This is a genomic window from Paenibacillus sp. HW567 (assembly GCF_000374185.1).
Classification (GTDB): Bacteria; Bacillota; Bacilli; order Paenibacillales; family Paenibacillaceae; genus Paenibacillus_AQ.
The window spans coordinates 5,485,881-5,512,369 of sequence record NZ_KB910518.1; the positions used below are offsets into that span (position 1 = coordinate 5,485,881).

Annotated in this window: 23 protein-coding genes, 1 pseudogene and 1 riboswitch; of the genes and pseudogenes, 5 read left to right on the top strand and 19 right to left on the bottom strand. The window is 44.0% G+C overall.

The features are described 5' to 3' along the window. Positions 1-77: 77 nt before the first annotated feature. From B212_RS0124390 to B212_RS0124470, 17 genes are all read right to left on the bottom strand, one after another. Positions 78-1,499 carry a flotillin family protein gene (locus B212_RS0124390; protein WP_019913811.1) on the bottom strand — a complete coding sequence of 474 codons (1,422 nt, stop codon included), beginning with the start codon at positions 1,497-1,499 and terminating at the stop codon, positions 78-80. 25 nt (positions 1,500-1,524) lie between these two features. Next, the gene (locus B212_RS0124395; protein WP_156830205.1) at positions 1,525-2,019 is read right to left on the bottom strand and encodes a hypothetical protein; all 495 of its coding nucleotides are present in this window, start codon (positions 2,017-2,019) and stop codon (positions 1,525-1,527) included. Between the two features lie 171 nt (positions 2,020-2,190). Continuing rightward, a riboswitch (cyclic di-AMP (ydaO/yuaA leader) is annotated at positions 2,191-2,384 on the bottom strand. 265 nt (positions 2,385-2,649) lie between these two features. Next, positions 2,650-3,339 (bottom strand): hypothetical protein, encoded by a 690-nt coding sequence (locus B212_RS0124400; RefSeq protein WP_019913813.1) that lies wholly within the window; start codon positions 3,337-3,339, stop codon positions 2,650-2,652. A gap of 619 nt (positions 3,340-3,958) precedes the next feature. Further along, complete coding sequence (locus B212_RS0124405; RefSeq protein ID WP_019913814.1) at positions 3,959-5,926, bottom strand: hypothetical protein; 1,968 nt, start codon at positions 5,924-5,926, stop codon at positions 3,959-3,961. Positions 5,927-6,173: 247 nt separating this feature from the next. Then, positions 6,174-6,857: a HEPN domain-containing protein gene (locus tag B212_RS33410; RefSeq protein WP_019913815.1), complete on the bottom strand. Its 684-nt coding sequence runs from the start codon at positions 6,855-6,857 to the stop codon at positions 6,174-6,176. Continuing rightward, positions 6,850-7,776 carry a ParA family protein gene (locus B212_RS32325; protein ID WP_019913816.1) on the bottom strand — a complete coding sequence of 309 codons (927 nt, stop codon included), beginning with the start codon at positions 7,774-7,776 and terminating at the stop codon, positions 6,850-6,852. Before B212_RS32325 ends, B212_RS33410 begins: the two co-directional genes overlap by 8 nt. A 620-nt stretch (positions 7,777-8,396) precedes the next feature. Further along, positions 8,397-8,867, bottom strand: a complete 471-nt coding sequence (locus B212_RS0124420; protein WP_019913818.1) for a hypothetical protein — start codon at positions 8,865-8,867, stop codon at positions 8,397-8,399. Between the two features lie 701 nt (positions 8,868-9,568). After that, on the bottom strand, positions 9,569-10,651 hold the full coding sequence (locus B212_RS0124425) for a hypothetical protein (protein WP_019913820.1): 1,083 nt from the start codon (positions 10,649-10,651) through the stop codon (positions 9,569-9,571). A gap of 491 nt (positions 10,652-11,142) precedes the next feature. Then, a complete protein-coding gene (locus B212_RS0124430) occupies positions 11,143-11,856 on the bottom strand; it encodes a hypothetical protein (RefSeq protein ID WP_156830207.1) in 714 nt (237 codons plus the stop codon). 139 nt (positions 11,857-11,995) lie between these two features. After that, positions 11,996-12,331 carry a hypothetical protein gene (locus tag B212_RS0124435; RefSeq protein WP_019913822.1) on the bottom strand — a complete coding sequence of 112 codons (336 nt, stop codon included), beginning with the start codon at positions 12,329-12,331 and terminating at the stop codon, positions 11,996-11,998. Positions 12,332-12,344: 13 nt separating this feature from the next. Continuing rightward, a complete protein-coding gene (locus B212_RS0124440; protein ID WP_019913823.1) occupies positions 12,345-14,219 on the bottom strand; it encodes a DEAD/DEAH box helicase in 1,875 nt (624 codons plus the stop codon). A gap of 265 nt (positions 14,220-14,484) precedes the next feature. Continuing rightward, entirely contained in the window at positions 14,485-14,679 is a 195-nt protein-coding gene (locus B212_RS0124445) for a hypothetical protein (RefSeq protein ID WP_019913824.1), read from the bottom strand. Between the two features lie 328 nt (positions 14,680-15,007). Next, on the bottom strand, positions 15,008-16,312 hold the full coding sequence (locus B212_RS0124450; RefSeq protein ID WP_019913825.1) for an ABC transporter permease: 1,305 nt from the start codon (positions 16,310-16,312) through the stop codon (positions 15,008-15,010). Continuing rightward, positions 16,305-17,207, bottom strand: coding sequence for an ABC transporter ATP-binding protein (locus B212_RS0124455; RefSeq protein ID WP_019913826.1), 903 nt, complete (start codon positions 17,205-17,207; stop codon positions 16,305-16,307). The genes B212_RS0124450 and B212_RS0124455 overlap by 8 nt, the downstream gene beginning before the upstream one ends. A gap of 4 nt (positions 17,208-17,211) precedes the next feature. Further along, entirely contained in the window at positions 17,212-18,138 is a 927-nt protein-coding gene (locus B212_RS0124460; RefSeq protein WP_019913827.1) for an ATP-binding cassette domain-containing protein, read from the bottom strand. A gap of 15 nt (positions 18,139-18,153) precedes the next feature. Further along, positions 18,154-18,549, bottom strand: a complete 396-nt coding sequence (locus tag B212_RS0124465; RefSeq protein ID WP_019913828.1) for a GntR family transcriptional regulator — start codon at positions 18,547-18,549, stop codon at positions 18,154-18,156. A gap of 60 nt (positions 18,550-18,609) precedes the next feature. Beyond that, positions 18,610-19,338, bottom strand: a complete 729-nt coding sequence (locus B212_RS0124470; RefSeq protein WP_019913829.1) for a hypothetical protein — start codon at positions 19,336-19,338, stop codon at positions 18,610-18,612. A 383-nt stretch (positions 19,339-19,721) separates the two neighbouring features. On the opposite strand from B212_RS0124470, the gene B212_RS35830 reads away from it, so the two are divergent. The 3 genes and pseudogenes from B212_RS35830 (at position 19,722) to B212_RS35840 (ending at position 21,963) form a co-directional block, all read left to right on the top strand. Then, positions 19,722-20,516 carry a carbohydrate binding domain-containing protein gene (locus tag B212_RS35830; RefSeq protein ID WP_332258151.1) on the top strand — a complete coding sequence of 265 codons (795 nt, stop codon included), beginning with the start codon at positions 19,722-19,724 and terminating at the stop codon, positions 20,514-20,516. After that, positions 20,449-21,150: pseudogene (locus tag B212_RS35835) on the top strand (endo-1,4-beta-xylanase); the annotation flags it as partial. The gene B212_RS35830 and the pseudogene B212_RS35835, both read left to right, overlap by 68 nt. 276 nt (positions 21,151-21,426) lie before the next feature. Next, positions 21,427-21,963: a cellulose binding domain-containing protein gene (locus B212_RS35840; protein WP_442950122.1), complete on the top strand. Its 537-nt coding sequence runs from the start codon at positions 21,427-21,429 to the stop codon at positions 21,961-21,963. Between the two features lie 217 nt (positions 21,964-22,180). Here B212_RS35840 and B212_RS32335 read toward each other — a convergent pair whose 3' ends face one another. Together B212_RS32335 and B212_RS0124485 are read right to left on the bottom strand one after the other, a co-directional pair. Next, on the bottom strand, positions 22,181-22,501 hold the full coding sequence (locus tag B212_RS32335; RefSeq protein ID WP_019913830.1) for a hypothetical protein: 321 nt from the start codon (positions 22,499-22,501) through the stop codon (positions 22,181-22,183). Positions 22,502-22,870: 369 nt separating this feature from the next. Next, positions 22,871-23,836, bottom strand: a complete 966-nt coding sequence (locus B212_RS0124485) for a tyrosine-type recombinase/integrase (protein ID WP_019913831.1) — start codon at positions 23,834-23,836, stop codon at positions 22,871-22,873. Between the two features lie 212 nt (positions 23,837-24,048). On the opposite strand from B212_RS0124485, the gene B212_RS0124490 reads away from it, so the two are divergent. Both B212_RS0124490 and B212_RS0124495 read left to right on the top strand, forming a co-directional pair. Next, the gene (locus tag B212_RS0124490; RefSeq protein WP_019913832.1) at positions 24,049-24,477 is read left to right on the top strand and encodes a chemotaxis protein CheW; all 429 of its coding nucleotides are present in this window, start codon (positions 24,049-24,051) and stop codon (positions 24,475-24,477) included. Positions 24,478-24,507: 30 nt separating this feature from the next. Then, entirely contained in the window at positions 24,508-26,475 is a 1,968-nt protein-coding gene (locus B212_RS0124495; RefSeq protein ID WP_019913835.1) for a chemotaxis protein CheA, read from the top strand. Positions 26,476-26,489: the final 14 nt, after the last annotated feature.

The following is a 26,489-nucleotide window of genomic DNA, read 5'->3' on the forward strand; positions in this document are numbered from 1 at the left end:
GCCATGCAATTTTTAGTGAATCTCTGGGTGACGTTGATTACACACGCTTTGATTTTTAAGGCGGGAAAACTCCTATATTACTGCTCTTTATCCCGGCCGAGTAACCCGCTGAGCGCCTCAGTCACGTTCATACCGGTAAGCGTCTGGGTCAATTCAGGAACCTGGGCCATGATTTTGGCAATATCGCCGGTAATTTTGTTCACGCCGGATGAAGCTCCATCCTGGGAAATCACTGTAATCTTATCAACCTTGGCCAGCGGGGAAGCAATTTTGTCAGCCAGATCTGGCAGAATCTTCAAGAATTCCACTGTAAGCGCCGCTTGTGTGAACTGTTTGTACGCTTCGGCTTTCTTCTCCAGCGCCACCGCTTCCGCCGCTCCAGCCAGTTGAACAATCTCCGCATTGGCTTTTCCCTTCGCCAGCTCTGCTTCCGCCGTTGCCAGCCCGCGTTTGGTCGTGGTGGCCGCCTCTGCTTCCGCCTCAAGAATCTGCCGCTGCTTGGCTGCTTCCGCTCTCATAATCGTAGCCTGGTTCTCCGCCTCGGCAGGCTTGATCACCGTTGCCTCCAGTTCCTTCTGTCTCAGCTCAACTTCGATTTCCCGGACGGTCCGGTTAGCTTCCGCTTCCATCTGCGTGATTTTGACCTGTTCGGTAACGAGCGACTGCTTAATTTTATTCTGCTGCAATTCGTATGCAAGATCGGCCTGCGCTTTCTTCACTTCCGTCTCCAGCTTAAAGTCCGCCTGCTTAATGTTCAGCTCCTTCTCGAACTGGGATTCCTTGGCGCGGGCCGCGGTTTCCGCTTCAATGGTAGCCTGATGCGCATCGGCTTTGGCAATGGAGGATTCTTTCACCGCCTCAGCCTGCTTGATCTGAATGTCGCGTTCCGCTTCTGCCTTGGCAATGCTGGCATCGCGGCGGATGCGCTCAATTTCCGGAACTCCCATATTGTCGATATACCCTTTATCGTCGGTAATTTTTTTAATGGTGAAGCTGACCACCTCAAGCCCCATCTTGTCGAGGTCCTCCGAGCACGTCTCCCGCATCTTACTGTTGATTTCGTCGGGTGTCTTTAGGATGGATTCCACCGATAATTGCCCGATCAAACCGCGCAAATGGCCTTCCACCGAATGCAGGATAATGGTCTCGCGGTCTTCCTCCGGCCGGTCGATAAACTGTTCGCTGGCAGTCAGAATCGCGGTAGGATCGCTTTTGATCTTAATCTGGGCCACTGCCTCCAGGTTGAGCTTGATGCCTTGCCGGGAAAACATCGCCTGCGCCGGGATGACATCAAAGCTCATCAGCATCATGGAGATGGTCTTATTGTTCTGGAAGCCGGGGATGACAAAGGTCCCGCCGCCCTGCACCACTCTTTTTCCGCCGAGACCATACACAATCATCGCTTGATTGGGCGGAACCTTCTTATAAGCGTTCACGATACTGAACAAAGCCAGCAGGATAACAACAACAATTGCCGCGATTAAATATAGAATAGCCATTCGCTTCAACACTCCCCGTTATTTATCATTGCTCAATGTCCCTCTCGAAGAGGGTTACCGTCGCCATTCCTTTATCCACCTTCAAAATAATCACTCTGTCGCCCTTAGCGAGCCGCTGGCCGGTTTCTGCCCGCACTCCAATGGAGCGCATCGTTCCATGCAGCACATATTTCATTTCCCCAACCGCTCCATCCACTGCAGAAATACTGATGTACCCGAGTTGCCCTACCTGCTCATAATCCAATTCATTCATGCTGCTGTCATACCGGGTCATCACCCGGGCCAGCACCCCATATATCAGACAGCCCAGCAGCAAAGCAACCACAGTGCAGATCAGCACCACTGCAAGCATATTCATTCCGCTGAACCGGGAAAGCACATAACCAGTGCCGCCCCAGACCGTGACAAACACCATCAGCGGGAGTATGGGTACAAAGCCCGGACCTCCAGCATCGCCGCCCCCCGCATGCAAATGACCCGTCAGGCCATGTCCATGAAATCCGCCGCTGAGAAGCAGCAATAGCCCTACCCAGAAGCACACGATATAAACAGTAACGATAACAATCCCTTCTTTCGAGCAATTCGGACAGTGCCTAAATACTCTAATTTTCGTTGTTATAAGCTCATGCACAGCAAAAAGACCACAGAAGCGGCAGGGCTCTCCGTGGTCGGTTAATTGATCATGGCGCTCATCCTCTCTCTTCGAGGCTTACGGGGTTAGCTGACGGATTCGGGCAGCGAGATTGCCCTACCTTGCAAGATGCGGCTTTTCAGCACGCACGAAGCAAGGATTCACCCCAGGTGAAGCGGCAGCTATCTGGGCACAAGCCGCATTCACCATTGGTTCCCCCGTTCCCACTACCTGGAATTCAGCCATTTGAGAACAGTTTCATTACATTCGGTTGTTGATTGAATCTTACGCCCGTGGCCGTTTAATGTAAAACGTAACGGATGGCAAAAGAAGCCAAAGATTGCCGTCCCTTCACGAATGAAGGCGCATTCTTTGGCTTCGCTCTTAAACGGCCGATGATTTGCTCACTTTTGCTCCGTTTCTCGCAAGATGTCCCATTCGCCCAAGATTCCGAAGATGCCGCCACCTATACAACAAGAAAAGGACTTCAGTTTAGATAGACCCTAAAAGGATATACTTTCAATTTTCTTTTAGAGCTTTGATTTCAGAAATAAGATTTTCCAGTTTATTTCCATTAGCGTCCCGTGAGAAGGTTCTCATTTCTTCACTTTGTCCCTCGAATGCTGATAGAACATAGTCCCCTTCTACTACATAATACGTACCATAACGGGTAAAAGAGTAGCTTCCTTTTTGCTCCTCCCCCACTCCATTTTTTATTGCGACAACAATTTTCATTCCCGGTTTGAGGTCTGGTTCTACTCCCTTGAACTCAGAGTTATAGATTAGGTTAATGGTACTTCCAACCTTTTCGCCTGTAACTACTTCATCTACATTAACTTGAAAAGAGGTAAACTCGGGCTTATATGGTTGTAGACCAGATTCTTTTAATTTCTCGGCTAAATCACCTTCCGGAGTTCCAGGTTCTGTAATTAAATCTACACTGAAATCGGGCATTTGCTGAACTACCTCAGCTATTATGACCGAGTCAGTATAATCCAACACCTCTTTAAATGTTAAATCTCTCAAATCAACATTTTTTGGCGAGCCGGTGGATAAAGGATACTCTTTACGAAGTTCCTTTATTTTCTCTGGCGAAAGACTTGCGGCCGCAAATTTATCTGATTCGGAAGAACGATCGGAACAACCCATTATGAATCCGAATACCATTATTGATGCAATGGTGGATGTTATTAGTTTTTTAATATTCATCTCAAACCTCCTTTAATATTCTTAATATCAAGCCCCGCGAACAAAGTCATCTCCTGATTGGAAGAGTCTACCCGGTTGTAACAGACTGAGCCGCTCTTATTTCTACTGGAAGTCATTTTTCCACAAGTGAACGGACTCCAGAGCCGTTATGGGCGGACATTCACCCCAAATATACCTGCCGGAGAGGCAATAAGCGCTTCACGGTCCGTTAGCTCGGCTAAATGTATCCCTTTTGGGAAAATAAGGGCCTTACGGTCCGAAAGGGACAGTGCGCACTTGCTGTGGAAAAAAAAGATAGAATCGAAGACACAGACAAGTTATTATATCTATCTATGTATACATTTTACATATAACAACAATCACAGGTTTTGAGTAGAGAACTACATATTTATGTGTGATTAGATATCACGAAAAGTAAAATCCCGCACCGAATTTACCGGCACGGGATTTCAACTTTAAAGATAATTATACATGTGGGTAATACGTAATGCTGTCACTAAAAGCTTAGGAAAAACACCTGATTTCTCTCATAAAATGACACTTTGAGTACAATGATTTAGCACTTTCCCGTAAATCAAGATATAAAAATGGCACTTTCTCATATTCTAAGCGGAAACTGTTACTTTAGTGATTTAACCCAAATCATGGCGTCATCCGATGAACTGATTGCCTCAATTACGAAAGTACAAACAGAATATTGCCCTAGCTTTAGTAGTGCCAAATTATATGAGTTGAATATTAATTCTTTAGAATTTTTAGACGGAAGCTTATTTAATCTACAAGCTTCAATAACTTCAAGTTTTTTATTACAGTACTGATATTCACCAAAATATGGAATTTCAGGAACACGGACATAATTCCATGAACTAGAGGTATAACCTTTTGCTTTCATCACAGAACAGAATGCGTTAGAACTAGTTGTTGCATTAGATTTAATCAGATCTTCAGCAATAATAGCCTCCTCTGCCCACATTGTAATTGGCGGATTGCTCTCAAACGGATGTTCTCCACGCGATATTCCACAATCAAACTTCACTGCAAGAGTAAGTTTTTTATAGCAATATTGTATAACTAATTCTTGAATCATCTTAGGTAATGGAAGATTCTCATTCACTTTTAAAACATCAAATTTATCAAAAAGCTCCTTTAGAATCTCAACTCTGTTTTCTCTCACAAGTCTTAACGTCCGTAAATTATCATTGAATTTAACTCTATCATGTCTTTGAAGTAAAAAGGTTTCTACAAAAGTCGAATGCTCTTCGACAGGCGTTGCTACATTGTAGGTACTTAGTATTGTTTTGATAAACTCAATTATTTCTTCTTGAGAATATTCAGGATTATTTAGTACCTCCGCAATATCTTTTTCAGCTAAAGTATGGGGATTTTCATGTAGCACTTTTTTTAATGTTACTGATAATTGTTCATTAAATTTCTGTTCTGCATAATTGACTCTTCTGTCATGGAAACTGCCCATAGGAATTACAGTTGCAGCTGGATTAAGCACCTCAATTGATGTACTTATAATTGATCCGCTACTCAATTTTGCCAAATCTTTCGAAAAATCGTGCATGGCTATTTGAGCGTGTTGTGTCATATCCTCATAATCTGTTTCATCTTCTACACTAGTTCCCATATTGTAGATAAACATTGTTTTTGAGCCAGCAAGAACAGGAAACATTTTATTTATTGAGTCAGTAAATTCACTCCCATTGTCCGATCTCATTACAAATATGTAAACATCTGCATCACTTACATCTTGTAATCCTTCAACATCTCCTGATACTCCAGGAGTATCTGTTACAATCAGTCCTTCATCGGTACTGCTCATTATGCTGATTGCGAGGTCACTTGCTTCTGTAGTAATTTCAATAAAATCTTCCTTCGGATCTAGTTCCTTCTTTTCTCCAGCTTTTTCATGATTTCTTGAATAATTGTTATGATTCTTAATGTTATCAAGAAATCTAATTACCCCATCTTCATCAAAATTTTCTTGTATTCCGTTAATTGTAGAATTAGGACTAATAAATCTGATGTGATTGCCTTGATCAGAGCAGTTTTTTTTCACAACAAGTCGTACATTAACTTTTGTGAAGTCACGTCCTTGCCCTACAAAATACTTGAAGAACAGTTGCTGATAACGAATGAACCGAGCGGTAATCCTGCTTTTCCCTAGTCTAGCCCTTCCGATAAGCACTATTTTTTTAAACACATTGTTCCCTCCTTTAGTTTCTAATAATTCAGAAGTAATATTTCCTCTTCTATCAAGCCACAAGTCTATCTCCCATGCATTAAATATAGGGCCTGACTTTAACTCCGCTACTGCTTTAGGAAAATCTGAGTACCTTTTTCTCCAATTCGTTACGGCGGCATTCGTTACATTTGCTATTTTTGCTATTTCGTACATGCCGACAAATTGGCCACTCATAATCCTCCACCCTCTCTTGTTAACAACGTTAATTAGGTTGTTTATTTTATAAACAGCTATTGTTTCGTATACATCATATCCCGTTTCATTAGTTAAAGCAAATACTTTGTTAGTGTAATTTTTTATAATAAAAAATAACCCTTCCCAAACAAATACATTCAAGAAGGGTTTCTTTCGTCACAGTTTTATGAGCAAAACATCAATTATCAACATATGTGGAATAGTTAGCTCATACTTTTCCATTACCATCATTTGTAATAAGCTTCAGCATATCATCTCTAAGGCGAAATTTTCAGGGCCCCCTTAAACAAGGGAGCCCTGAACTTTGTGGAAGACATAGAAATGAGTTTATCGCGGCGCAACATGGATTAGCAAGTGCACAATTCTCTGCCGTACGTAATTTCAAAATTCATCCGGTATATTCTATTGGAAACACAATTTTATCTATTGCAGTAACCAAACTATGTATAAAACTAACTGAGTCCAGAACATCGATATCATCAACTGGATATGGTTGTCCACTTATCGGTTCTAAGTCAGCTTCGTGAGCAATTTGATTTCGTCGATCAATAATTAGTTTTAATCTTCTTTTCACATCATCCTCTGTAGAGCCCAAATAATTAACTGATAATTTTTGCCACAGATGGTTTTCTTGGCATACAATTCGTAATGCGTCTTTAATTTTATCAGGTTGCTGAAAACTTTTATGACTATGCTTAGTTCGTATCTCATTATTGAACCACTCGTATGAGGAGGAAAATAGCGAGATTTGACTTGTAATATCATCACCATCGCCTGCTAATACTATAGCATTCCTCGTATCAACGATCATTGTCCTGAGTAAACTAACTGATACCTCATATGAATTAAAAAAAGCCGTTTCGGTTCTAACCCCATTCATAATCTCCAACATACCGATTCTAACAACCTCGTGTACGTACTGATCCAAAGCGCTAACAGTCAGGACAATTTCTGCCCTCAAGATATCATTGGCATCAAAACCGATTCCATTTGCATTTATAGATTCAAATATTTTGTGAATATTTAGAACCCTACTGTAGTTTCCAAGAAATTGATTGTATGCTTCACTCATGGGAAATCATCCTTATTATCTTTTCCGTCAATTGAAAATATAAATCCGTTAACTGCTCTCCTTGATCCGCATGGTTTCTAGTTAGAGCCCTAGAGTGTGGTATTTGTGCCAGTAAAAAATCATTAATATATGCATACTTTTCGTGAGGCAAAGTCATTTTTATTTTTTTTAAGCCTGTATAAAAGTCCTCGTTTAAATATTGTGTTAATTTGTTCAAAATATAAGAATTGTCTACGTAAGTTTTTGTTTGCGATATTATTAACCCTAAGAATTTAGGATTTTCGATAGGAAAAGGATATACTGAATCCTTGAAAATTTCTGCTGTTCTTATTCTTTCAGCTGAGTACACCCACTTTTTTAATACATGTTGTATAGAAGATATTGCACGGGTTGTTAATTCGTCTAAATTTGTAGGAATAATGAAATAATCACTCGTCATAATAATATTTTGATTAATCGATCCTAGATTAGGGCTTAAATCAATGAGGACTACATCGGCGTTAACTTGCTTTGCAGTTATTTCTATAAGATATCGAAAAGCACCGGGAATATTTTTAAGTGTCGGTAAAAATGAATTTTGAGCCATGGACAGAATGCTCTCGTACTCAAACAAATTGATATGACCTGGAAGCAAGAATAAATTTTTCTCAATTTTGATACAATCTACCGGCGTTACTGACCTCATTGATGACTGGAACGCAGGGGAGAGACCTCCGAAAATTGTATTACTTTCATCATTAAATACATTTTCTAAGCTTTCACCTTTTGAGCTTGTGAGCAAGTATGTAAGCGTACATTGTGGATCTGCATCTACAAGTAGTGTTCGTATTCCTCTAGTATTAAGCGAATAGGCAAGGTTAGTTACTGACGTTGTTTTCCCGACTCCACCTTTTTGGCTAAATAACGTGATAATATCCACAAAATCTTCCCCCTTTAATGAAGACCACTATAAAAACATTTCTGTTTACAGCAAACTCTAAAAATTTTGAGGATCAATAAATGAGTCATGTTTCTTATCTACATTAGTTACAATCAATGAAATTACCCTCAGTAATTATTCTTAATCCTCATCTTTAGTTTGACCAAATAATTAAATTTGTCACCAAATTTCCAACTAAATAACTTATCAGTTCAATTGTTATGCTGAGGTCTGGATTTCGACCTTAGGGCTCAGTCGATACTGAATATCTCATTCCACTTGCTCGATAAATCCTGTTTCCTCTTAATAGTTGCTTTTTTCATTCACATAAGAATTGATAAAACTTTCCAGGTGATTCAAAAGCAAACTTCTTTCCTCTTTCATTTCCCGGGCGCAAAGGAAAAGCACCCACACAAGTTATTTTTGAATTGCCGTAATACGCGCCAGAATAGCGAATCAATATTTGATAACTGCTCAGGACTAACATGTTCTATCGTTCGGTCGAGTTTGCTGTGCGTATCACCGATGATTGTCTCGACTGCTAGCAGCAGCGCATCCTTTGTCTAGTGATATATTAAATTGATGAAAAGTAAAGAGCCTCTTTTACGGTGGCTTGTGGATCATTTTTTCATCGGGGCGAAGTTAAACGATCGATTCTTCCGAAGCCAGGTTAGAAAATCTAAATTGGAGTATTTCTCCAACCCAGAGATGTGATCTTCAATGTTTACACCGCTACTCTCGGCTTTATATATTTCCTGTACGGTATCTTTTAACATGTCGTAGGGGATTTCATAATGGTTGTGATCTCTTTTTTCAAAAATAGATTTTACAATTGCTTGGATGCTGTCATTGTTCCAAGAAACCCACTCTTTAAATAATCGATCTTGGAGTATCTCTGAGGCTTTTAAGATATCAAAGGGGTCTGTGTGTGTCTTAGTTCTATCCCATTGTAAAATGAGCCGTATATTATAATCTTTATAATCACAGTACCGTTCCAATGCTCTTATCTGATCCTCTCGTAATTGGCTATCTACTGCGATTCCTCTATTTTTAAAAACAGTAATTCCTCTACTGTTGTCTTCATAATCCATCAGCTACACCTACTTTTCCTTTTACTTAAAGCGTTTCTCCACTATTCATCCGGACATCTCACTCTTTGTTGTCCCATTTACACTTCTACTAGTTATTGACGTAAACTCCGAAAACCCGCACTATTGGTTTAGATATCTATCTTGGTGACAAGTGTGAGACACGGAAGAATCAGTTACGCACGCAGCAACTTTTATACACGTAGGTACTTCCAACTATCATCTCAACCGAGATATAGATAATTTTAACATGATTAGAATGACACTACCAACTAGTTTAATGCCTTCCCGCTGCTTTTATAAAGAAGGTAAGCACAGGGTATACCCGATACCTTTCGAAACCGTTTAAGGGCTTTCTAAAAGAGATTCCACAAAAAAATTCGCCTCACTTATGATACGACTCAGAGTGATTGATATTCAACTAATCTGCTCGTTAATTGAATAAAGGCAGCCGATCGCTTATACTGACCGGCTGCCCTTTCGTATTTGAGCTAACGTTTCCCGTTAGCGCAATGCCAATCCCATTCCGAGTAATAGTTATTATTAGGCCCTGCTAGAGCCTCGCAAATGTAATGTAATCAATTTGGACAGGCTCATTTGATCTGTCCACCGTGAGATTACCCATATAAGAGGAACTGTGACTATAGACAAGATAAAGCGAAAAAAACCAGACAGATTAGGATCGCTTATAATGTAAGTTTTAATTATACAACCTTAAATGTTTCACTTAAAAAGTTTGGTATGGTATCTCTTTTATTTAGATCATAAGCTTCCTTGGCAACTTTTAAAGAATCAGCAAACGGACTATTTTTGACAGAAACGGATGTCGTTTTTGCTACATCTTTTAAGTTCGCATGGCTTAATATTTCTTGGTCGATTCCTTTATAAAAATAATAATTTTCAGAATAGCTAAAAATAATGTAGTTAATGACCTTCAATTTTTCTTCAAACGATAAATTTTTAAATTGTTTAAAGAACTTAGAATATCTATGTTCACCATTTTTACAAAACATCATTATTACGCTATGGTTTTTGAGTGGAAAGACACATATATGAACACTTTTTATTACGTAATCTCTTAAGTGATTATATATATCATTGATGGTACCCCCTTCAAGATCCGAGACTAAGGCGATATTATTCTGGAATGCGATTGGCACAACATAAGGAATGGATTCATAATATGATAAATAATAATTATTGTCCCATTTGGACTGACAAGCTTTTTTAGCATATTGGAGTTCATAAATATACTCATTTAGATCTGATGACCCAACAGCCTCCATGTGACTCATCATCTTATCGTTACCAAATTGCTTAGCCATATTCCTATATAATTGAATTTCGAATTGCCGTTTGCTAATACTTTTAAGGTTGTTTTTCATTGCTATTTGAGCAAGCATCTTGTCTGTTGGTCCTTGATAGTAAGCCTCAGGATTTTCATAATCACTGAAAACCGAATTATCACAATCACTGCAGATTATCTTAAAAGTACCAGCCTCACCTATTCCTTTATCTTTATCCAGCATAGGCATATCAACTAAATTGCCTGCATGATAGAATTTACCGGCAACAGATATGTTCTGAAGGCAAAACTGGGGTACCGAGTGTGAATTGCAGAAACTACTACATTTCTTCCTACAAATAAAGCACTCAGCATTTTTAGCATCAGCTCTACTTACCTTGAGAAAGCTCCCTATTCTTTTGTTGAATTCAACTTTCTTTTTATTAAAATCTTTTTTCTGATCTTCCGTTAACCCTAGCTTAAGTAAAGAAACATCATCCACCTTTAATCTCCTCCAAATTAAAGTGATTTCACACTTTTACCAAATCAGAGACTCTCTCTAGAAAGCTAGCAAAATGTGTTTTTATATACTAATCTAAGAATTCATTTATTAATTATATTAGGCTGCTACTTTATATCGTGTTTATATGCAGCATGCTAACAAAAATGCAACAACGGCATCCAGTATTTGGTTTTAGATATGTTTCCCTTACTCGGACAGCTGAAGTTAAACCTGTTACTACATTCACCGAACTAAAACTTTTTATCATCAGATGAGACTAGCGTAATCTGTCCGTTAGCTTAATGAAAATTATGCCATTCTAATACTTCATTTCTCAGAACATACATCCCTCCTGAGCTCCCCCTAATTCATTAGGTGCCCACTGGAGTTCGAACCTTAGCGGGATGAGACAGATACTTTAGATTACGCCAGTGCGACCAAAAAGAAATCAACCGTTTTCACTCTCTAGGTCTTTAAATGTGGCATTCAAATTATTTTTCTTCGAGTTTTAATAATACATCCTGTAATATTGAAATGAGATTTTTTCTTAGTATTAAATCTTGAATTAAGACTTCTTCTTTTACTTCCTGATATGCCCTACTCAGTACTGTCACTAGCATAAGGACTACCAATGATAGAAGAAATATACCAATAAAAATATAACCCTGAGCATTATACTTTATTACATCAGGACTTTTATATAGATAAGGAAGATATTGATTTATGTTTGGAACTGTCAATGTAAGCAGTATGCTTGGAGCGATCAAAGGTGCCAGTTTTCTATTTTTCACTTCTAATTCATATGAATCGATTAACTTTTCAATTTTCCATTTATAATGTAATCCATTGTCTAGCAAATATGTTTGAATTAATTCTATTTGAAGAAGATTAAATTGTTCTCCTCTCCAACCCTTTAAGGGAACCATAAGCTCAAGCTCATTCTCAAGAAATGTTCTCGCCGCTAAGTCTAATTTCCTTTTCCCCCAAACAAATAGAAATATAGAAAGTGGAAATAATAGAAGGGAGTAGTTAAAAAACACTTTATTCCAATGATAAGAAAATGATGCGCCAGCAACTAAGAATAAACAAAATACCATGAACCAAAAGAATAAATTAAACATTTTGTATTCTTTCTTAACATAAACAAAAACCAAGGCATACGCACGTACGTTGTCCTTGTAATAATCGAGCAACTTTCCCTTCACAGTTCGCACCTCATAGAAATAAAATAAGTAAAGTATATCATCTATTGAAATATAATCCATTCTCAGCATTATGTATGTGACGATAAATAGAATTCTCCTTTAAATAAAAAAAGCCCCAAATTGGGGCGATAACTCAATACTATGCTGCTAGAAGATTCGTGATTTCCTGTAAACATTGGATGTTGTCTGTTTTGATTAATATTTTTACAATCTCATCAATACGGCTGTACACAGTAAATGTACTCTCATTCTCAATCATTTCGATTTTTTGAACGAAGCCTTTGCTGTTAAAGTAGTAGTTGGAAATAATCTTCTTTCCTTCATCTAAAAAAACCACTTCTGCCTTGGTTCCCTGCATGTAAGAGTCGAAATTAACACTTAGATAATCCGGATCTCTAAGGTTCTCCAATAAATCCTGTGGCCACACTGAATTTTTGTAAATTAATTCATGTAATTCGTTTGTAATTTCGATCATACTGCTCACTCCTTTACAATGTGGATTGTATCATTTCAGCTAAGTGCTTAACAAGCTCATCTAGATAATCTTGTGCTCTGAAATAATTATCCAATGTCCAAACGTCTCTCTGACCGAATTCCTCTTTCAGTTTATCATTAAGATAGAGTGCAATTAGAGCAGCGTTATCCAGTTCTTCATTGTTCTTCAAATAAAAGTACTTTGAAGGTAATGCTTTAGCAAATTCCCGCCCTTCTTTTTCAACCCCAAATTCACTTATTAGTTTGGCAGGAATGTTCATACGTACGTTTTCATGGAACTCCTTGCGGACAAACATACGGTATTTTTTTGGTGATTTGAGTAAAGGATTCTCATCTTTTGGCTTCTCCTGCGTTATTATAAATTTTCTTATTTCATCTTCTGATGAATTTGGTAAGAGATTTTTAAATGACTCAATTTTCAATTTCATTTCTGCTTCAAATCTCTCGTTTTCTTCAGTTAATGCTGTAGACAAATAGTAATCTGATTCTGTGTCCAATGCTCCTAATAGCTCTACCTCAGCAATACCTTTATTATATTTTTGGCCAAATTCCCTTGTTAGTGCTCTTTCCGATTTCTCTTGCTGTTTAACTTTTTCTATTACTTCTTTAATTTTTAGTTCTTTCTGATATTCTCTCCATAAAGGATCAAGTCCAAGATCTCTGTGAGCTATAACAGTTCCAATATTGTCTGAAGGTTTAACTACATCGGAACCATCAATATATCTTAATATTCGTCCTATAAACTGAGAATATGGCGCAAGTGATTTAAATGGTCGAAATATCGCAGCAACTGATAGAAATATATGATCATATCCTTCACCTAGCATTGCCACGTGAATAATTACATCGCATCTGTTATTCTCGACATCGGATAAAATCCTCTTTCTCGTTTCAGGCTCTAACTCACTATGTATTAATCGAGCTCTAAGCCCTTGTTCCTGATACATTGTCTCAAGTGTTTCTCCATGATCAATACTACAAGCTACAGCAATGATTTTATGGGGAATTGTTGATCCAAGTCTTTTAGAATTTAAAGCTCTTATACTTTCATTTATAATTTGTTCATTACATTCTTTTGAAAGAGCTACGCTCCGAGCTATGTAATTTTCATCTTTAACGCCAAGTTCACGCAATTGATTTATTGTATACTTTTGAGTAAAGTCATTGTCTATTGTTAAGTAAACCTCTTCGGGTAGTAATTTGAAATTTTCTAAGGATTTCACTATATTTTGTTGCATGGCTCTGCCAAGTCCATAATCAGTTATAATTTTACCTTCGATAGGCTTTCTATCGGTTCTAAATGGCGTACCAGTAACTTTTACCACTTTTGATTTGCTAAAATAATTCAATGCATTCTGCCAAGTCTCCGCTGGAGAATGGTGGGCTTCATCGATAATAATCATATCAAAAAAATTAGGATCAACCTTTTTAAGAAGAGAGTTTCTAAATCGTGAGCTTAGTTTATGAATGTTTAAAATAATGATATTGCTATTTTCCAATTCTTCTTGATTAATATCATTATCAAATTCATTTACAATTGGTAGTTCTTTAAATTCATTAAACACCTTTCTTTTAAGCCAAAAGTTTCCTGGTTCGGACGGATCAAGTGATTCAACAACATGATCCTTAATAACAAGCTGTGGAGTTATTATCAGAACACGTCCTTGACACATCCCATATGGAACTAAACCTATTACTCCAGTTTTGCCGGCACCAGTAGGCAAAATAATTACAGCATCTCTACTCGAGCCCTCTTCTTTAAAATGATTAAAAGCATCAATATAAGCTAACACTTGTGGCTCTCTTAGTTCTTCATTTTCCACTATTGCAGGTTTAGCATTCATAAAATAGTTGATATCAAATTGCATATTACTTCCTCCATTGTGATTATTAAATACCACTTCCTTGTAGTTATTTCTTCATTTAGAAGCATTTACCTCTATATATTTGGTAAATATTAATAAAAATTTCACAGTGTGAATAATTGCTTATATGGTGTTTTTAAAGGATGCAGCAGAATAATATATCTATTTTTATAATTTAAAACTTATCAAATAAAGAAAAAACAGCGCGCACCAATTGAGTATCGGTACGCGCAAGTTGCTGAGCTTTTTCACCTGTTATAAATTCTTACTATTGACTGCGCTTATTATATCTCCCAATGGTTACGATGGTCAGCAACATCCCCGCAATTCCGATCCCAGTCAGCACCCCTTGTGAGAAATCCATTAGATTGCTTCCGTTGGATTGGATGATTTGGCTAGAAATAATCGATGAAAAAGAGGCCAAAAACAGTAAAGCTACATTTTGTTGTTGCTTTTTATTCATTATCCCCACTCCTTAGTAAAAGTACATATAACGAGAACTTAGTAATAAATTAAAACTAAAATAAAGTCCTTTGTTGACACCTAAATAGTCGGCAAAGATAACGATTAATCCGATTTATAAATGACCACTTATTTGATATCGCTGAAAACTTTCCTCGCAATAATCAATTCTGCATCAATTGATCTTTAACGGGCTAAATCCTTGAAATATCAACGTTTTCTTTAAATAAAAGGTCCGGAATGTCTCAAACATATGCGGTGAATCTGTCCGTTTTATTGAGATAATCAGTCCGAATTATAGCGGCCACTCACATACACTTTTCCACGCTCTAAATCTTGTAAGCCTTCATCGCTTTTCTGATCTCTTTGATGCTTGGGCGTTTGCCGTACATCAGGACGCCGGTGCGGTAGATCTTGGCGGCGAGCCAGCCCATAACGAAGGTGGTCACAAGCAGGATCACAAGCGAAACGGCAATTTCCCAGAACGCGACTTCCCCTACACCGATACGCAGCAGCATACTGAGCGGTGAAGTGAACGGAATATAGCTGGCTACCTTGATAAGCATGGTATCCGGGGCCGAAATGCTGAACATCGGAATGTAGAAGCTGACAAGGCCCAGCATCAGGACCGGCATCAATGCCTGGCCCAGATCCTCTGTACGGCTGACAATAGAGCCTACGGCTGCATACATGAGCGCATACAGGAAGTAACCAAGAATATAGAGAATAAGACCATATGCCAGGATTCCAACATTTAGCTGGCCCAGATCCAAATTAAAGTCGGACAATATGCTGGCATTATGCGGAAGCATCAGATTGACGGCGACGCTGGCGGTAATAATTGCAATCTGCAGCAAGCCGACCAGGAAGATACCAATGACCTTGCCGAACATTTGCGTAAGCGGCGAAGCGCTGGTAATCAGTATTTCCATAATACGCGAGCTTTTCTCCGAGGTCACCTCGGCCGAGATCATGTTGCCGGTCATCATAATCGACATAAAGAACAGGAACAACAGGGCATACACGATGACATAGTTGATGATAGGTTTGGGCTTCTCAGGCATATCGGCGCCTGCAGTTCCATCCGTGGTGATCTGCTGTGTACCGATGGATACCGGGGCGAACATGGCAGCCACCTGCTCCTGGGTCAGCTTATCGCCGACGATTAACTGGGTGTTGACCTGCTGCAGTGCGTTCTGGAGATAGGTTTGCACGTCTCCGTTCAGTTCTCCGTCTTTGCTGTGATAGGTTACCGGCGGCACGCCATCCCCGGCCTGTGCGGCAAAGGTAAGGTAGCCTTCAATGGTTCCGTCATCCAGCCCCTTCTTCAGAGCAGCGTCATCCGCTGATGCATACGGCGTAAGCAATACCTTGTCTGCTGCTTTATCCGCATTCGCAGGCGCAGGCGGCGTAAAGGCCGTCAGAAGACCGGCAACACGGTTGCCCTGCTCAGCCACCACACCAATCTGCGTAGTCTTGGCTGCGCCATCATCGCCCTGGAATACCTTAATCATATACGGAATATTCATACCGATGCTGATCAGCAGCACGAGTATCAGTGTCGTAATCGTAAACGACTTGGTTCTCACTTTATTTTTGAAGGTAAAGCCGATAATAGTTCCCATCTTATTCATTAGATTCACCCACCGCTCTAATAAAGATTTGGTTCAAGGTTGGTTCCTTGATTTCGAAATGCTCCACTTCGCCTGCCGACATGGCATGCTGCAGTATACGCTGCGCTGCACTAAGCTCGCTGATCGAAAGAACATAACCGCGCTCCTGCCGTTGTACTGCGCTTACCCCAGGAATGCCTTCCAGTCCGCTGACCTCCCCCACCGTCCGCAGTATAACCTCCTCGCGGGGGTAGCCCTTCTTGATCTCACGGATATCACCCTGCACAACCGTATTGGAACGGTCGAGAATGGTAATATGGCGGCACAGCTCCTCCACATGCTCCATCCGGTGGGTAGAAAACAGGATGCCGGTGCCCTGATCGCGCAGCTCCCTTACTGTATCCTTGAGCAGCTCCACATTGACAGGGTCCAAACCGCTGAAAGCCTCGTCGAGCACCAGAATCTGCGGTTTATGGACAACGGCGGCGATAAAGCCCATTTTCTGCTGATTGCCCTTGGAGAGCTCTTCAATCTTCTTATTGTAGTATTCCGGGACGTCGAAGCGGTCCAGCCAATAACGCAGGCTCTTGTCCGCATCGCTTGCTGACATGCCGCGCAGACGGGCCAGATAAATGATCTGGTCGCTGACCTTGACCTTCGGATACAGCCCCCGTTCCTCCGGGAGATAACCCATGAGATGCTGCAGCTCATTGCTGAACGCCTTGCCGTTATAGAGTATGTTTCCTCCATCAGGATAAATCAGGCCGAGCACCATGCGCATGGTCGTTGTTTTGCCGGCGCCGTTGGCACCAAGCAGTCCATAAATCTCGCCTTGCTCCACCTTCAGACTGACTCCATTTACTGCAGTTTTGTCTCCATATTGCTTCACTACGTTCTCCAGCTTCAAAGCTTCCATTCTTCTATTCTCCTCTCTCCTGGTCAATCAGAATCGGGCGATGCCCCTGAGTCCATAAGCTTAAGATTTCATCCAGCTCCAAGCTTCGGGTCTTGATAACCTTTACGCCCAAATCGTGGATGCGTTTCTCATTCTGCTCTGCCTGCGGGGATATAAATGATGCAACTCCCGGTGTCTCCACAGTAAAATCCCTCGCTCCCGGCAGCTCTGCCGCCAGCTCATCCAGCTCTTCCTGCTCCACCTGAACGGAGATCTCGCTCCAGGAGCCGAACAAGCTGTCCTTCTCGGCCATGCCGAGCAGTTGTCCCTGATGCATCAGCACGATGTAATCGGCAAGCCGCCGCACTTCCTCAACGATGTGGGTAGAGATCACCACCGTAGCACCGGTCTGATCCATATACTTGCGCAGCGTTTCGATCATCACCTTCCAGGCAAAAGGGTCCAGCCCAGAGGACGGCTCATCCAGCAGCAGCAGCCGCGGGCGGGCCGCAAGCGCAGCCGCAATTTCGAATTTCCGGCGTTCGCCCTTGGACATTTTGCCAAGCCTTGCCCCCTTCGGCACTTCAAACTTCGCAAGCAGCTCCTCGAAATAGCCATGATCCCAGGCCGGATACCAATGGCTGCGGAATTCGCCCGCACCTTCGGCAGTCCAATACCTCTCTTCAGGCTGCGAGGTCTCAGGGACGTAGGCAATGCTCTGGCGGACCTCCAGCGGCAGACTGTCGACATATCGCTGCTCGAACCAGCGGATTTCTCCTTCTTCGGGGTACGTAAGCTGCAGGAGCATGTGCAGCAGCGTGCTTTTGCCGGAGCCATTCTGGCCCACCAATGCGGTAATATAGCCTTGCGGGAGATTCAGATTAAGCGGCCCTATGGTTCTGTTGCGACGCTTCTTGCTTACATTCCGCAGCTCTATAGCCTGCTGTACCATGAATGACCCCACCCTTCATTTCTGTTCCTTATATTTGTTCTTCACAATCTCCATGAACAGTTCGATCAGTTCCTCTTGAGAACACTTTACCGATAAGCCGACATCCACCGCACCCTCCAGCGCTTTGAGGATAGCCTCTCTCTTGTAGCCTTCCATCGCGTCACCACCCACATGAGAGACAAAGGTGCCCGTGCCCTGTCTCGTCCGCAGCAGGCCTTCATTCTCCAGATCCTGGTAGACCCGGCGCACGGTAATCACACTGCATTTCAGATCACCGGCAAATTCACGGATCGAAGGAAGCAGCGTACCTTCAGTGATGACTCCGCTGATAATCAGCGATCTGAGCTGGGTTTCGATCTGGTGGTACAGCGGCTCGGCGCTATTCTCATTTATTTGAATCGGAATCCACATGATTTCCACCAACCTTCCAGGCCCCGGCAAGCCGGATGGCCTTCTTGCCATTCAGCCTCTTCATACGAGATCACGGCTCTTCAGCCGGTGTATGGTCCATTTGGAAAAGAGCTGTACCGATAGCGTTCCCAGCAGCAGGGTTGCCCACATAAGCGGGGAAGCGAAGCCCCATTCCTTTGCATTTTGAACGCTGAAGAGGAACACGTTCCCTCCCGCAAGCCGGATCAGCAGCGCTATGCCCAGGCACAGGAGCGTAATGAGCAGAAGGAACCAGAAATAGATTTTGCCGCTGAACGATAATTCGATAAAGATGTATAGTCCCGACACCATAAGTCCGAAGCCGATCCAGGTCAGCGCAAAGGCAAGATAACCGGGGACGGAAAATTCACTGCGGACTTGGCCGCTGATGGCATATATGAGACCGAAATAGAGCACACCGTTCAGGGCGAAGGAGCACACGGCATGCAGTTTTCTTTTGCACAGAATCACAGCAGCCGGGATCGGAAGAGTGCGCATATAAGCGAGCATCTTGGTATACGAATCCTCACTCCAGTACTTCATCGCACGTTTGGAAAAGGTGAAGCCAAGCATCGGAATCATAGCGAGCAGAAGGAAATCAGCCAGAACCTTCCCGTCCCCTTCTCGCAGGACATCCTCAAAAATCATCCCGTTAAATATGGACATATAACCCATAAATAAAATGGCGAATATTAGCGCCTGCAGGAGCTTCAGCTTGTCGGCCCGGAGGTCGCTCCGGACAATAATCCAGGCATTTCTTAGGGTTGTCATGAACTCTAACCTCGCTTTGTCATCTCATGAGCGTAGGCGTCAGCGGATACCGTGCCTATTGTGTATCGCTGTGTGCTTACTGTATATATCTATATACACAGTATATGACCTGATATTTCCAATGTCAATGACTATTCCATATTTTTCTCGGTAGCCTGTATTCTACTAGAAACATAAGAATAGGGATTGTAATAGTATTACATTTATAGTATATTGTTGCCATAAATAGGTTTTCTTGCGAGGATGGTGATGCTGAACCAGGGACAGACATGGGCTACTAGTAGAATGTGTTCCAAACACTATGAAAGGAGAATGGAACGATGAAAAGCAAATCATTTTTGAAAGCGCTTTATATTGTACTCTCTCTATGTCTTCTGCTGCCGATGTCCTTTGCCGCCCCCGCACATGCGGAGAATACCCTGCTTACCCAAACCGACTTTGAGGATGGTACGCTGCAGAGCTGGGCAGGGCGCGGCGGAGTAGAGGTATTGACCGCTGTCCCGGAAGCAGCGCACACAGGCACCCTCGGTCTGAGTGTCAGCGGCCGCACCAAAACCTGGCATGGCCCTTCGCTGAATATAACCAGCCATCTGCAGGTAGGACAAACCTATGAAATGATCGGTTGGGTCAAGCTGCCGGCAGGGTCCTCCAGCGCTTCTGTCTCCATGTCTTTGCAGCGCACTGTGGGGACAACCAACTATTACGAGAATCTCACTGCGGCTGCCGTAACCTCCGGCGGTTGGGTGAAGCTGGATGCAAAATACAAAGTGCTCGAAGCCCCCGATCCGATATCGGTCTACTTTGAGATTCCGGGCAATGCAACCGCTTCCTTTTATATGGATGATTTCCGTCTGGAACGGCTGCCCGATCTTGGTCCAATTGTCATAGAACCCAATATCCCTTCCTTGAAGGATGTATTTAAGAACGATTTCCTGATTGGGGCAGCCTTCACCAACAATGAGCTGTTGACAGAACCCGACAAACAACTGCTCGCCAAGCATTTTAACAGCGTCACTCCGGGCAATGTTCTGAAATGGGACAGCACCGAACCGCCAGGAGGGGCAATTCAATTTCACCGGCTCCGACGCAGCGGTACAGTTCGCCGTAGATCACGGGCAGCAGGTCCGGGGCCATACGCTGGTCTGGCATTCGCAGACCCCGGATTGGGTGTTCTATGATGCAAATGGCAAGCTGGCCAGCAAAGAGCTGCTGTATCAGCGCATGCGCAACCATATACAGACTGTCATGACCCGCTACAAGGATAAAATCTATGCCTGGGATGTTGTCAATGAAGTCATAGACGCTTCCCAGCCGGACGGACTCCGCCGGAGCCTCTGGTATCAGATCGCCGGAGAGGAATATATTGAGAAAGCCTTCGAATATGCCCGTGAGGCAGACCCGAAGGCCAAGCTGTTCATCAATGACTACAACACCCATGAGAGCGCCAAGGGGCAGGCGTTATACAATCTGATTCAGCGGCTGCAGGCCAAGGGAGTCCCGATTGACGGGGTAGGACATCAAACCCATGTCAGCCTGTACTACCCGACCATTGCAGAAATCGAGAATTCGATCGTCAAGTTCAAGGCGCTTGGACTGGAGACTCACATCACTGAGCTGGATATGAGTGTGTATTCGGACAACTCGCAGAAATACGAGACCTTCCCGGATAACCTCAAGACAAAGCAGGCCACTCTGTATAAGCAATTATTCGATGTGTTCAAGCGACATAAAGATACGGTAACGAGCGTCACCCTCTGGGGCAAGGATGACAGCAACACCTGGCTCCGGACTTCTCCGGTAGCCCGCAATAACTGGCCGCTGCTGTTCGATGAACGGCTGCAGTCCAAGCCCGCATACTGGTCGGTCATCGAAAGCTCGCCGCCTCCCACCATCCCGGCTGTGCCGACCGGTGTAGCTGCAAACGCAGGAAGCGCTGCCGTTGACTTAAGCTGGAACGCCTCCACAGGGGCAACCAGCTATACAGTCAAGCGTGCATCTGCCAGCAGCGGCCCCTATGCCCCAGTCGCAACAGTTACCGGGCTTAGCTATACAGACAGCGCCGTAATCAACGGAGTCACCTACTACTACGTGGTCAGTGCAGGGAACACTGCCGGTACAAGCGCCAATTCCGCGCCGCCCGTCAGCGCCACTCCGCAGCAAGGCACGCCGGGCAATCTTGCCCTGCAGTACCGTGCCGCAGATACTAACGCGTCAGATAACCAGATGAAGCCATTTTTTATCATCAAAAATAACGGAACCGCCGCAGTACCCGCAAGCAGCCTGAAAATCCGTTACTGGTTCACTATTGACGGAGATACGCCTCTAACCTTTCATTCCGACTATGCCGCCCTGGGCAATACTAATGTACTGGGCAGCTTCGTGAAGCTGAATACCCCCAAGACGGGAGCCGACTATTACATGGAGGTTAGCTTCAGTGCTGCGGCAGGCAGTATTCCCGCTGGCGGAACCTCCGGGGATATTCAGACCCGTATCAACAAAAATGACTGGTCCAGCTTCAATGAAGCGAATGACTATTCGTTTGACCCGGCCAAAACCTCCTACGCCAATTGGAGCAGGGTCACTCTATATCAGAACGGCCAGCTTGTCTGGGGAACCGAGCCGTAAGCGGTGTACACAATTGTGAGCAAATGAAAAGGGGGCGTTCCAAAAGCCATGAAACGGCTGCTTGGGACGCCCCCTGGTTTTGAATAGGATGTACGGTTCCGATAACAGGAGAATCGCTGCTCTGTTTGAATTTCAGGCTTTTGAAAAGATAGTGATCCTGTCTGTCTCCACCAAGTAGAATATCTACTTATGGGACAGCCCTTTAACGTTGCTGTACCTACAGATCCACATTATGGGAAACCCGCAAAATCGTAGGCATGATGCGTGTCTGGTCAGTCGTTCTATACTCTGGACATTTCATTTGCGGCACCCCTGCACCGTCCAGGAAAATACCTTCCAGTTTATTGCTTGGCTCCACTTTTTCCTTAATGGCTGCTCTAAAGGCAGCAGATGTACAACTCGTTGGTGTGGTGATCAGATATAGATTCAGAGAGGCGCCGTACAGCAGACCGGAGCGTGTTACCTTGCCATCGGGGTTATACATTTTTTCAACGTTAACCGCTTGGTTGAGCCATGTAGAATCATTCTGAAGATTCATGCTGATTCCGCCTTGAATCCAGTTGCTGCTGGAAAATGCAGTGAACCCGAAATCGCTCCTTTTTCATACAGGTTGCGGTAGCCATTCTCGTAATCCTTCGAACCGATTTGTTCGCCATGTTCGACAGCGGGGGTTTAACAACCATGTTATTTGGGAAAATGTAGATATTTTATAGATGCATATCCAATAAGTATGTATATCATGACTGAAAATGTCGTACAATATCACTTATGCGACATTTTTCCCGTTAAAAAAAGGGATAATTGCACATTTATGCATATCGAAGCTGTTATGCCTACATTATAGGTTATTTTCATAACGCTGTATAGGAACTCATCAGAAAAATATCGTTATTTGTCAAACCTTGTCTCATTGAATAAAAATACGCAGGCTGTCCTCGACGAAATCGGGGGCGGCCTTTTGGATTTGCTGCACCGTATGCAGATAGCGCTGGGTAGTATTGATGTGAGAATGCCCAAGCGATTCCTGCACCTGCTGAAGCGAGGCGCCTTGCAGCAGCGCAAGTGTAGCATTGGTATGCCGCAACCAGTGCGGAGTAGGCTCCTTCTCAATGGAGCTGATCACTCCGGCTGTCTTGATGATCCGCTCCACTTGCCTTGAAGATAAGGGAAACATCCGAAGGGACCCGTTCGGTTCCCCATTTTCTGCAAGGGAGCTTGAGAGCTGGGAGTATAGCTGCCACAGTGTAGGAGGTACTTTGATTTCACGGCGTTTGCCGCCCTTGGCATTCGCAATGGTCAGCCAAATCGAGGTTTCCAGAGGGTCTGTATGGAAATCCCCCCATCTCATCGCCGTCAGCTCCGATACACGCAAGCCCAGCATGACCAGCGTCAGCCCGATCAGGTAATTCCGCAGCCCCTGCTTCTGCAGCTCGCCAAGCAAATTACCCACTTCTCTTTTTGTCAAAAAATTTCTTCTGCTGTTAATCGTTATTTTGGGAATCCGTACGCTGGAGGTCGGATTGTTATTGAAGAAGCCGATATGAAGATCGCTGCCCCATTTATAAAATGATTTTATGGGCGCAATGAAAGCAGCAATACTGGCCGGGGCAAGCTGCTTCGGATAACTGTAGCCGCCTTGTGTAAGAAAGATTTTATAAGCCTCAATCTCCCTCCAGGTAACCTCCCGCAATGATTTGCCTGAAATAAATTTACGAAAAGCAGCAATTGCCCGCCCATAGTTACGGCGTGTATTTGCATTTGCGCAGCAGGTTGCCAGAAACATCTGCACGATATTCTCGTCGCTGCTAAGGCCATCCCCGCCCTCCACTAAATCCAACTGAGCTTCATTAGATTTTGCCTGTTCTCCTGTCATTTCATTGCTCCTCTTAGGTTATGGAATGTCGCATAAGTGATATTGTACGACATCTTCCCGGTTTTTTTGTTATTTCCCCATAAAACGAAGAAAAATGTTCATCCCGCTGGATAATTGCAAGGCGGCGGAGACTTGAGGAAGGGAGGACTTAAGTCACCCGCTCCAGAGAAGCGGCGATTCTTAACCACTCGTAGAGAAACCGGAGGAACTATATGGAGTCGACAGCGCAGAAACAGTACGTCGAGTTCGGGGTAGAGGACGAGCATTATGCAATTCCCATCTCCGATGTTCATGAAATTATCAGAATGCAGGAAATTACGGAAATCCCGAACTGCCGCCACTATGTTAAAGGCATTATCAACCTTAGGGGCAAAATTGTACCGGTGCTGAGCCTGCGGGTTCTTCTGGATATGGAGGAAGCTGCCGGGACTAAGCATACGCGCATTCTGGTGGTGCACCATCAGGAGGAAGCCGTCGGCGTCATTGTGGACAAGGTAAATAAAGTGACTACGTTCAGTGATATTCAGCCCCCGCCGGACAGCTTCTCCGGGATCAGCGGCTCCCTTTTTACAGGCATCGGTTTCTCCTCTTCAGCACTCGTTGGGATTCTGAAGCTGGATGAGATACTGCTGCGCGAATAACGGAAGGCAACATGGGAGAGAAGGTGCATTATGGTTGACTTGTCAGAATACCGGGGGATTTTTCTGGAGGAGCTTGAGGAGCAGCTCCAGCTCATAGAAGATGAGATCCTCCGGCTGGAGCAGGCTGGGGAAACGGAAGGCGGCATACAGCAATTTTTCCGGGCGGCGCATACGCTCAAAGGCTCCTCGGCTTCAATGGGATACAACAAGCTCAAAGAGGTTACCCATCACCTTGAGCATCTGCTTCATCAAATGAGAAACGGCGACCGGCATGTTACGCAGGAGCTCATCCAGCTATTCTTCCAGGCATTGGACGGCATGCGGACGCTGCAGGCAGAAATCGCCACCGGGGACAACGAAATCACTGACGTATCCGAGCTGGTCCACAGGCTGAGTTCTTTTGGAGCCAAGGGCGATGTGCGCAGTCCCGCTGTACAGCATCACAATAGAGATGCAGACCCTCTCCTGCTTCTATGGTTCCATGTCCGGCTGTCCCCGTCATGCGAAATGAGGCTGCCGCGCCTGCATCTGATCGACGCCAGGCTGCGGAGCCTGACCACGGTCCTGCAAATGAAGCCGGAGCTGGAGGATAAGGATATTGATGACAGCGGCCTGGAAGCTGCGTCATGGATGCTGGCTCCAAGGGGCGATGTAGAGGAAATCAGACAGACCATTGCCTCCATAATGGATGTCGAGAGCATCACCATAGAACAACTGAAGGAGCCCCCCCTGCAGCAAGACAGCAGCAACAGAGCGGAGCCTCAAGGGGGTCCGGAAGATCATGAGCTCTCGGGAACAAGTTCATCTTCTGCCGATAAAATGAAGTCGCAAACGATTCGCGTTCGGGTGGACCGGCTGGAGAAGCTGATGAATCTGGCGGGAGAGCTGGTTATTGATCAAACCCGGTTTGGGCAGCTCCACCGGAGCTTCCACCAGAAATTCGGCGCAGATAGTCTGACAGATGAGCTGGGACAGCTATCGGGCCATCTGACAGCCATCACCAGCGAGCTGCAGGAGAGCATGATCAAAGTCCGGATGCTGCCCATTGAGCAATTGTTCAACCGGCTGCCGCGCATGGTCAGAGATTTGTCGCATTCGCTGGGCAAGCAAATTGAACTGGTGATTGAAGGCAAAGAGACGGAGCTGGACCGGACACTGATTGAGGAGCTGGGCGATCCGCTGATCCATCTTCTCCGCAACGCCCTTGATCATGGAATCGAGACACCTGAAATCCGGCGTGCCGCTGGCAAAAATGAAACGGGAATCGTCCGTATCTCTGCGGCTCATGAGGATAATCAGATCATTCTGGTTATCGAAGATGACGGGGCAGGCATAGATACGGAGGCAATTGCGCAATCAGCCGTGAACAAGGGCATCCTTACAGCCGAAGAGGCCCGCTATATGAATGAGGATGAAGCCTTGCGCCTTATTTTCAGACCGGGATTCTCTACTGCCACTGAGGTGAGCGACATCTCCGGGCGCGGGGTAGGCATGGATATTGTCCGCAACGATATTGAGCGGATCAACGGAATCATTGACATTGAGACCGTCAAAGGACAGGGAACCCGCTTTCGGATCAAGCTTCCCTTGACCCTGGCCATTATCAGAGGTCTTCTGGTTAAGGCAGGCAAGGAAACCTTTGTCATTCCCATGAGCAATGTAGCTGAAATTATCCGCACGGCGGCTGGCGAGGTCAAGACTGTCCGGGGCAACCCCGTCGTTACAGTCCGCAGCCAGCTCGTGCCTGTTGTGTGGCTGCATGATTATTTTCACTATCCAAGAACAGAAGAGTTAACGGATTCGCTCCCTCTAATCATTCTTGGCCGTGGCGAGAAAAGGATCGCGCTGACCGTAGACGCATTGGTCGGAACTCAGGATATCGTCATTAAATCCCTGGGTTCATACATAGGCAAGGCCGATGGCATTGCAGGGGCAACCATACTGGGGAACGGCAAAATCGCACTGATCATCGACACTGGCAGCATTTTTATCCAATGAGGCGTTACGGTTCA

Excerpts from the sequence above, each read along its gene's own strand:
- B212_RS35830 (WP_332258151.1), top strand. The coding sequence starts at position 19,722 with ATGTCCTTTGCCGCCCCCGCACATGCGGAGAATACCCTGCTTACCCAA.
- B212_RS32335 (WP_019913830.1), bottom strand. The coding sequence starts at position 22,501 with ATGAATCTTCAGAATGATTCTACATGGCTCAACCAAGCGGTTAACGTT.
- B212_RS0124490 (WP_019913832.1), top strand. The coding sequence starts at position 24,049 with ATGGAGTCGACAGCGCAGAAACAGTACGTCGAGTTCGGGGTAGAGGAC.
- B212_RS0124455 (WP_019913826.1), bottom strand. The coding sequence starts at position 17,207 with ATGGAAGCTTTGAAGCTGGAGAACGTAGTGAAGCAATATGGAGACAAA.
- B212_RS0124485 (WP_019913831.1), bottom strand. The coding sequence starts at position 23,836 with ATGACAGGAGAACAGGCAAAATCTAATGAAGCTCAGTTGGATTTAGTG.
- B212_RS0124495 (WP_019913835.1), top strand. The coding sequence starts at position 24,508 with ATGGTTGACTTGTCAGAATACCGGGGGATTTTTCTGGAGGAGCTTGAG.
- B212_RS0124470 (WP_019913829.1), bottom strand. The coding sequence starts at position 19,338 with ATGACAACCCTAAGAAATGCCTGGATTATTGTCCGGAGCGACCTCCGG.
- B212_RS0124440 (WP_019913823.1), bottom strand. The coding sequence starts at position 14,219 with ATGCAATTTGATATCAACTATTTTATGAATGCTAAACCTGCAATAGTG.
- B212_RS0124390 (WP_019913811.1), bottom strand. The coding sequence starts at position 1,499 with ATGGCTATTCTATATTTAATCGCGGCAATTGTTGTTGTTATCCTGCTG.
- B212_RS0124465 (WP_019913828.1), bottom strand. The coding sequence starts at position 18,549 with ATGTGGATTCCGATTCAAATAAATGAGAATAGCGCCGAGCCGCTGTAC.
- B212_RS0124450 (WP_019913825.1), bottom strand. The coding sequence starts at position 16,312 with ATGAATAAGATGGGAACTATTATCGGCTTTACCTTCAAAAATAAAGTG.
- B212_RS0124420 (WP_019913818.1), bottom strand. The coding sequence starts at position 8,867 with ATGGATTATGAAGACAACAGTAGAGGAATTACTGTTTTTAAAAATAGA.
- B212_RS0124445 (WP_019913824.1), bottom strand. The coding sequence starts at position 14,679 with ATGAATAAAAAGCAACAACAAAATGTAGCTTTACTGTTTTTGGCCTCT.
- B212_RS0124435 (WP_019913822.1), bottom strand. The coding sequence starts at position 12,331 with ATGATCGAAATTACAAACGAATTACATGAATTAATTTACAAAAATTCA.
- B212_RS0124460 (WP_019913827.1), bottom strand. The coding sequence starts at position 18,138 with ATGGTACAGCAGGCTATAGAGCTGCGGAATGTAAGCAAGAAGCGTCGC.
- B212_RS0124400 (WP_019913813.1), bottom strand. The coding sequence starts at position 3,339 with ATGAATATTAAAAAACTAATAACATCCACCATTGCATCAATAATGGTA.
- B212_RS33410 (WP_019913815.1), bottom strand. The coding sequence starts at position 6,857 with ATGAGTGAAGCATACAATCAATTTCTTGGAAACTACAGTAGGGTTCTA.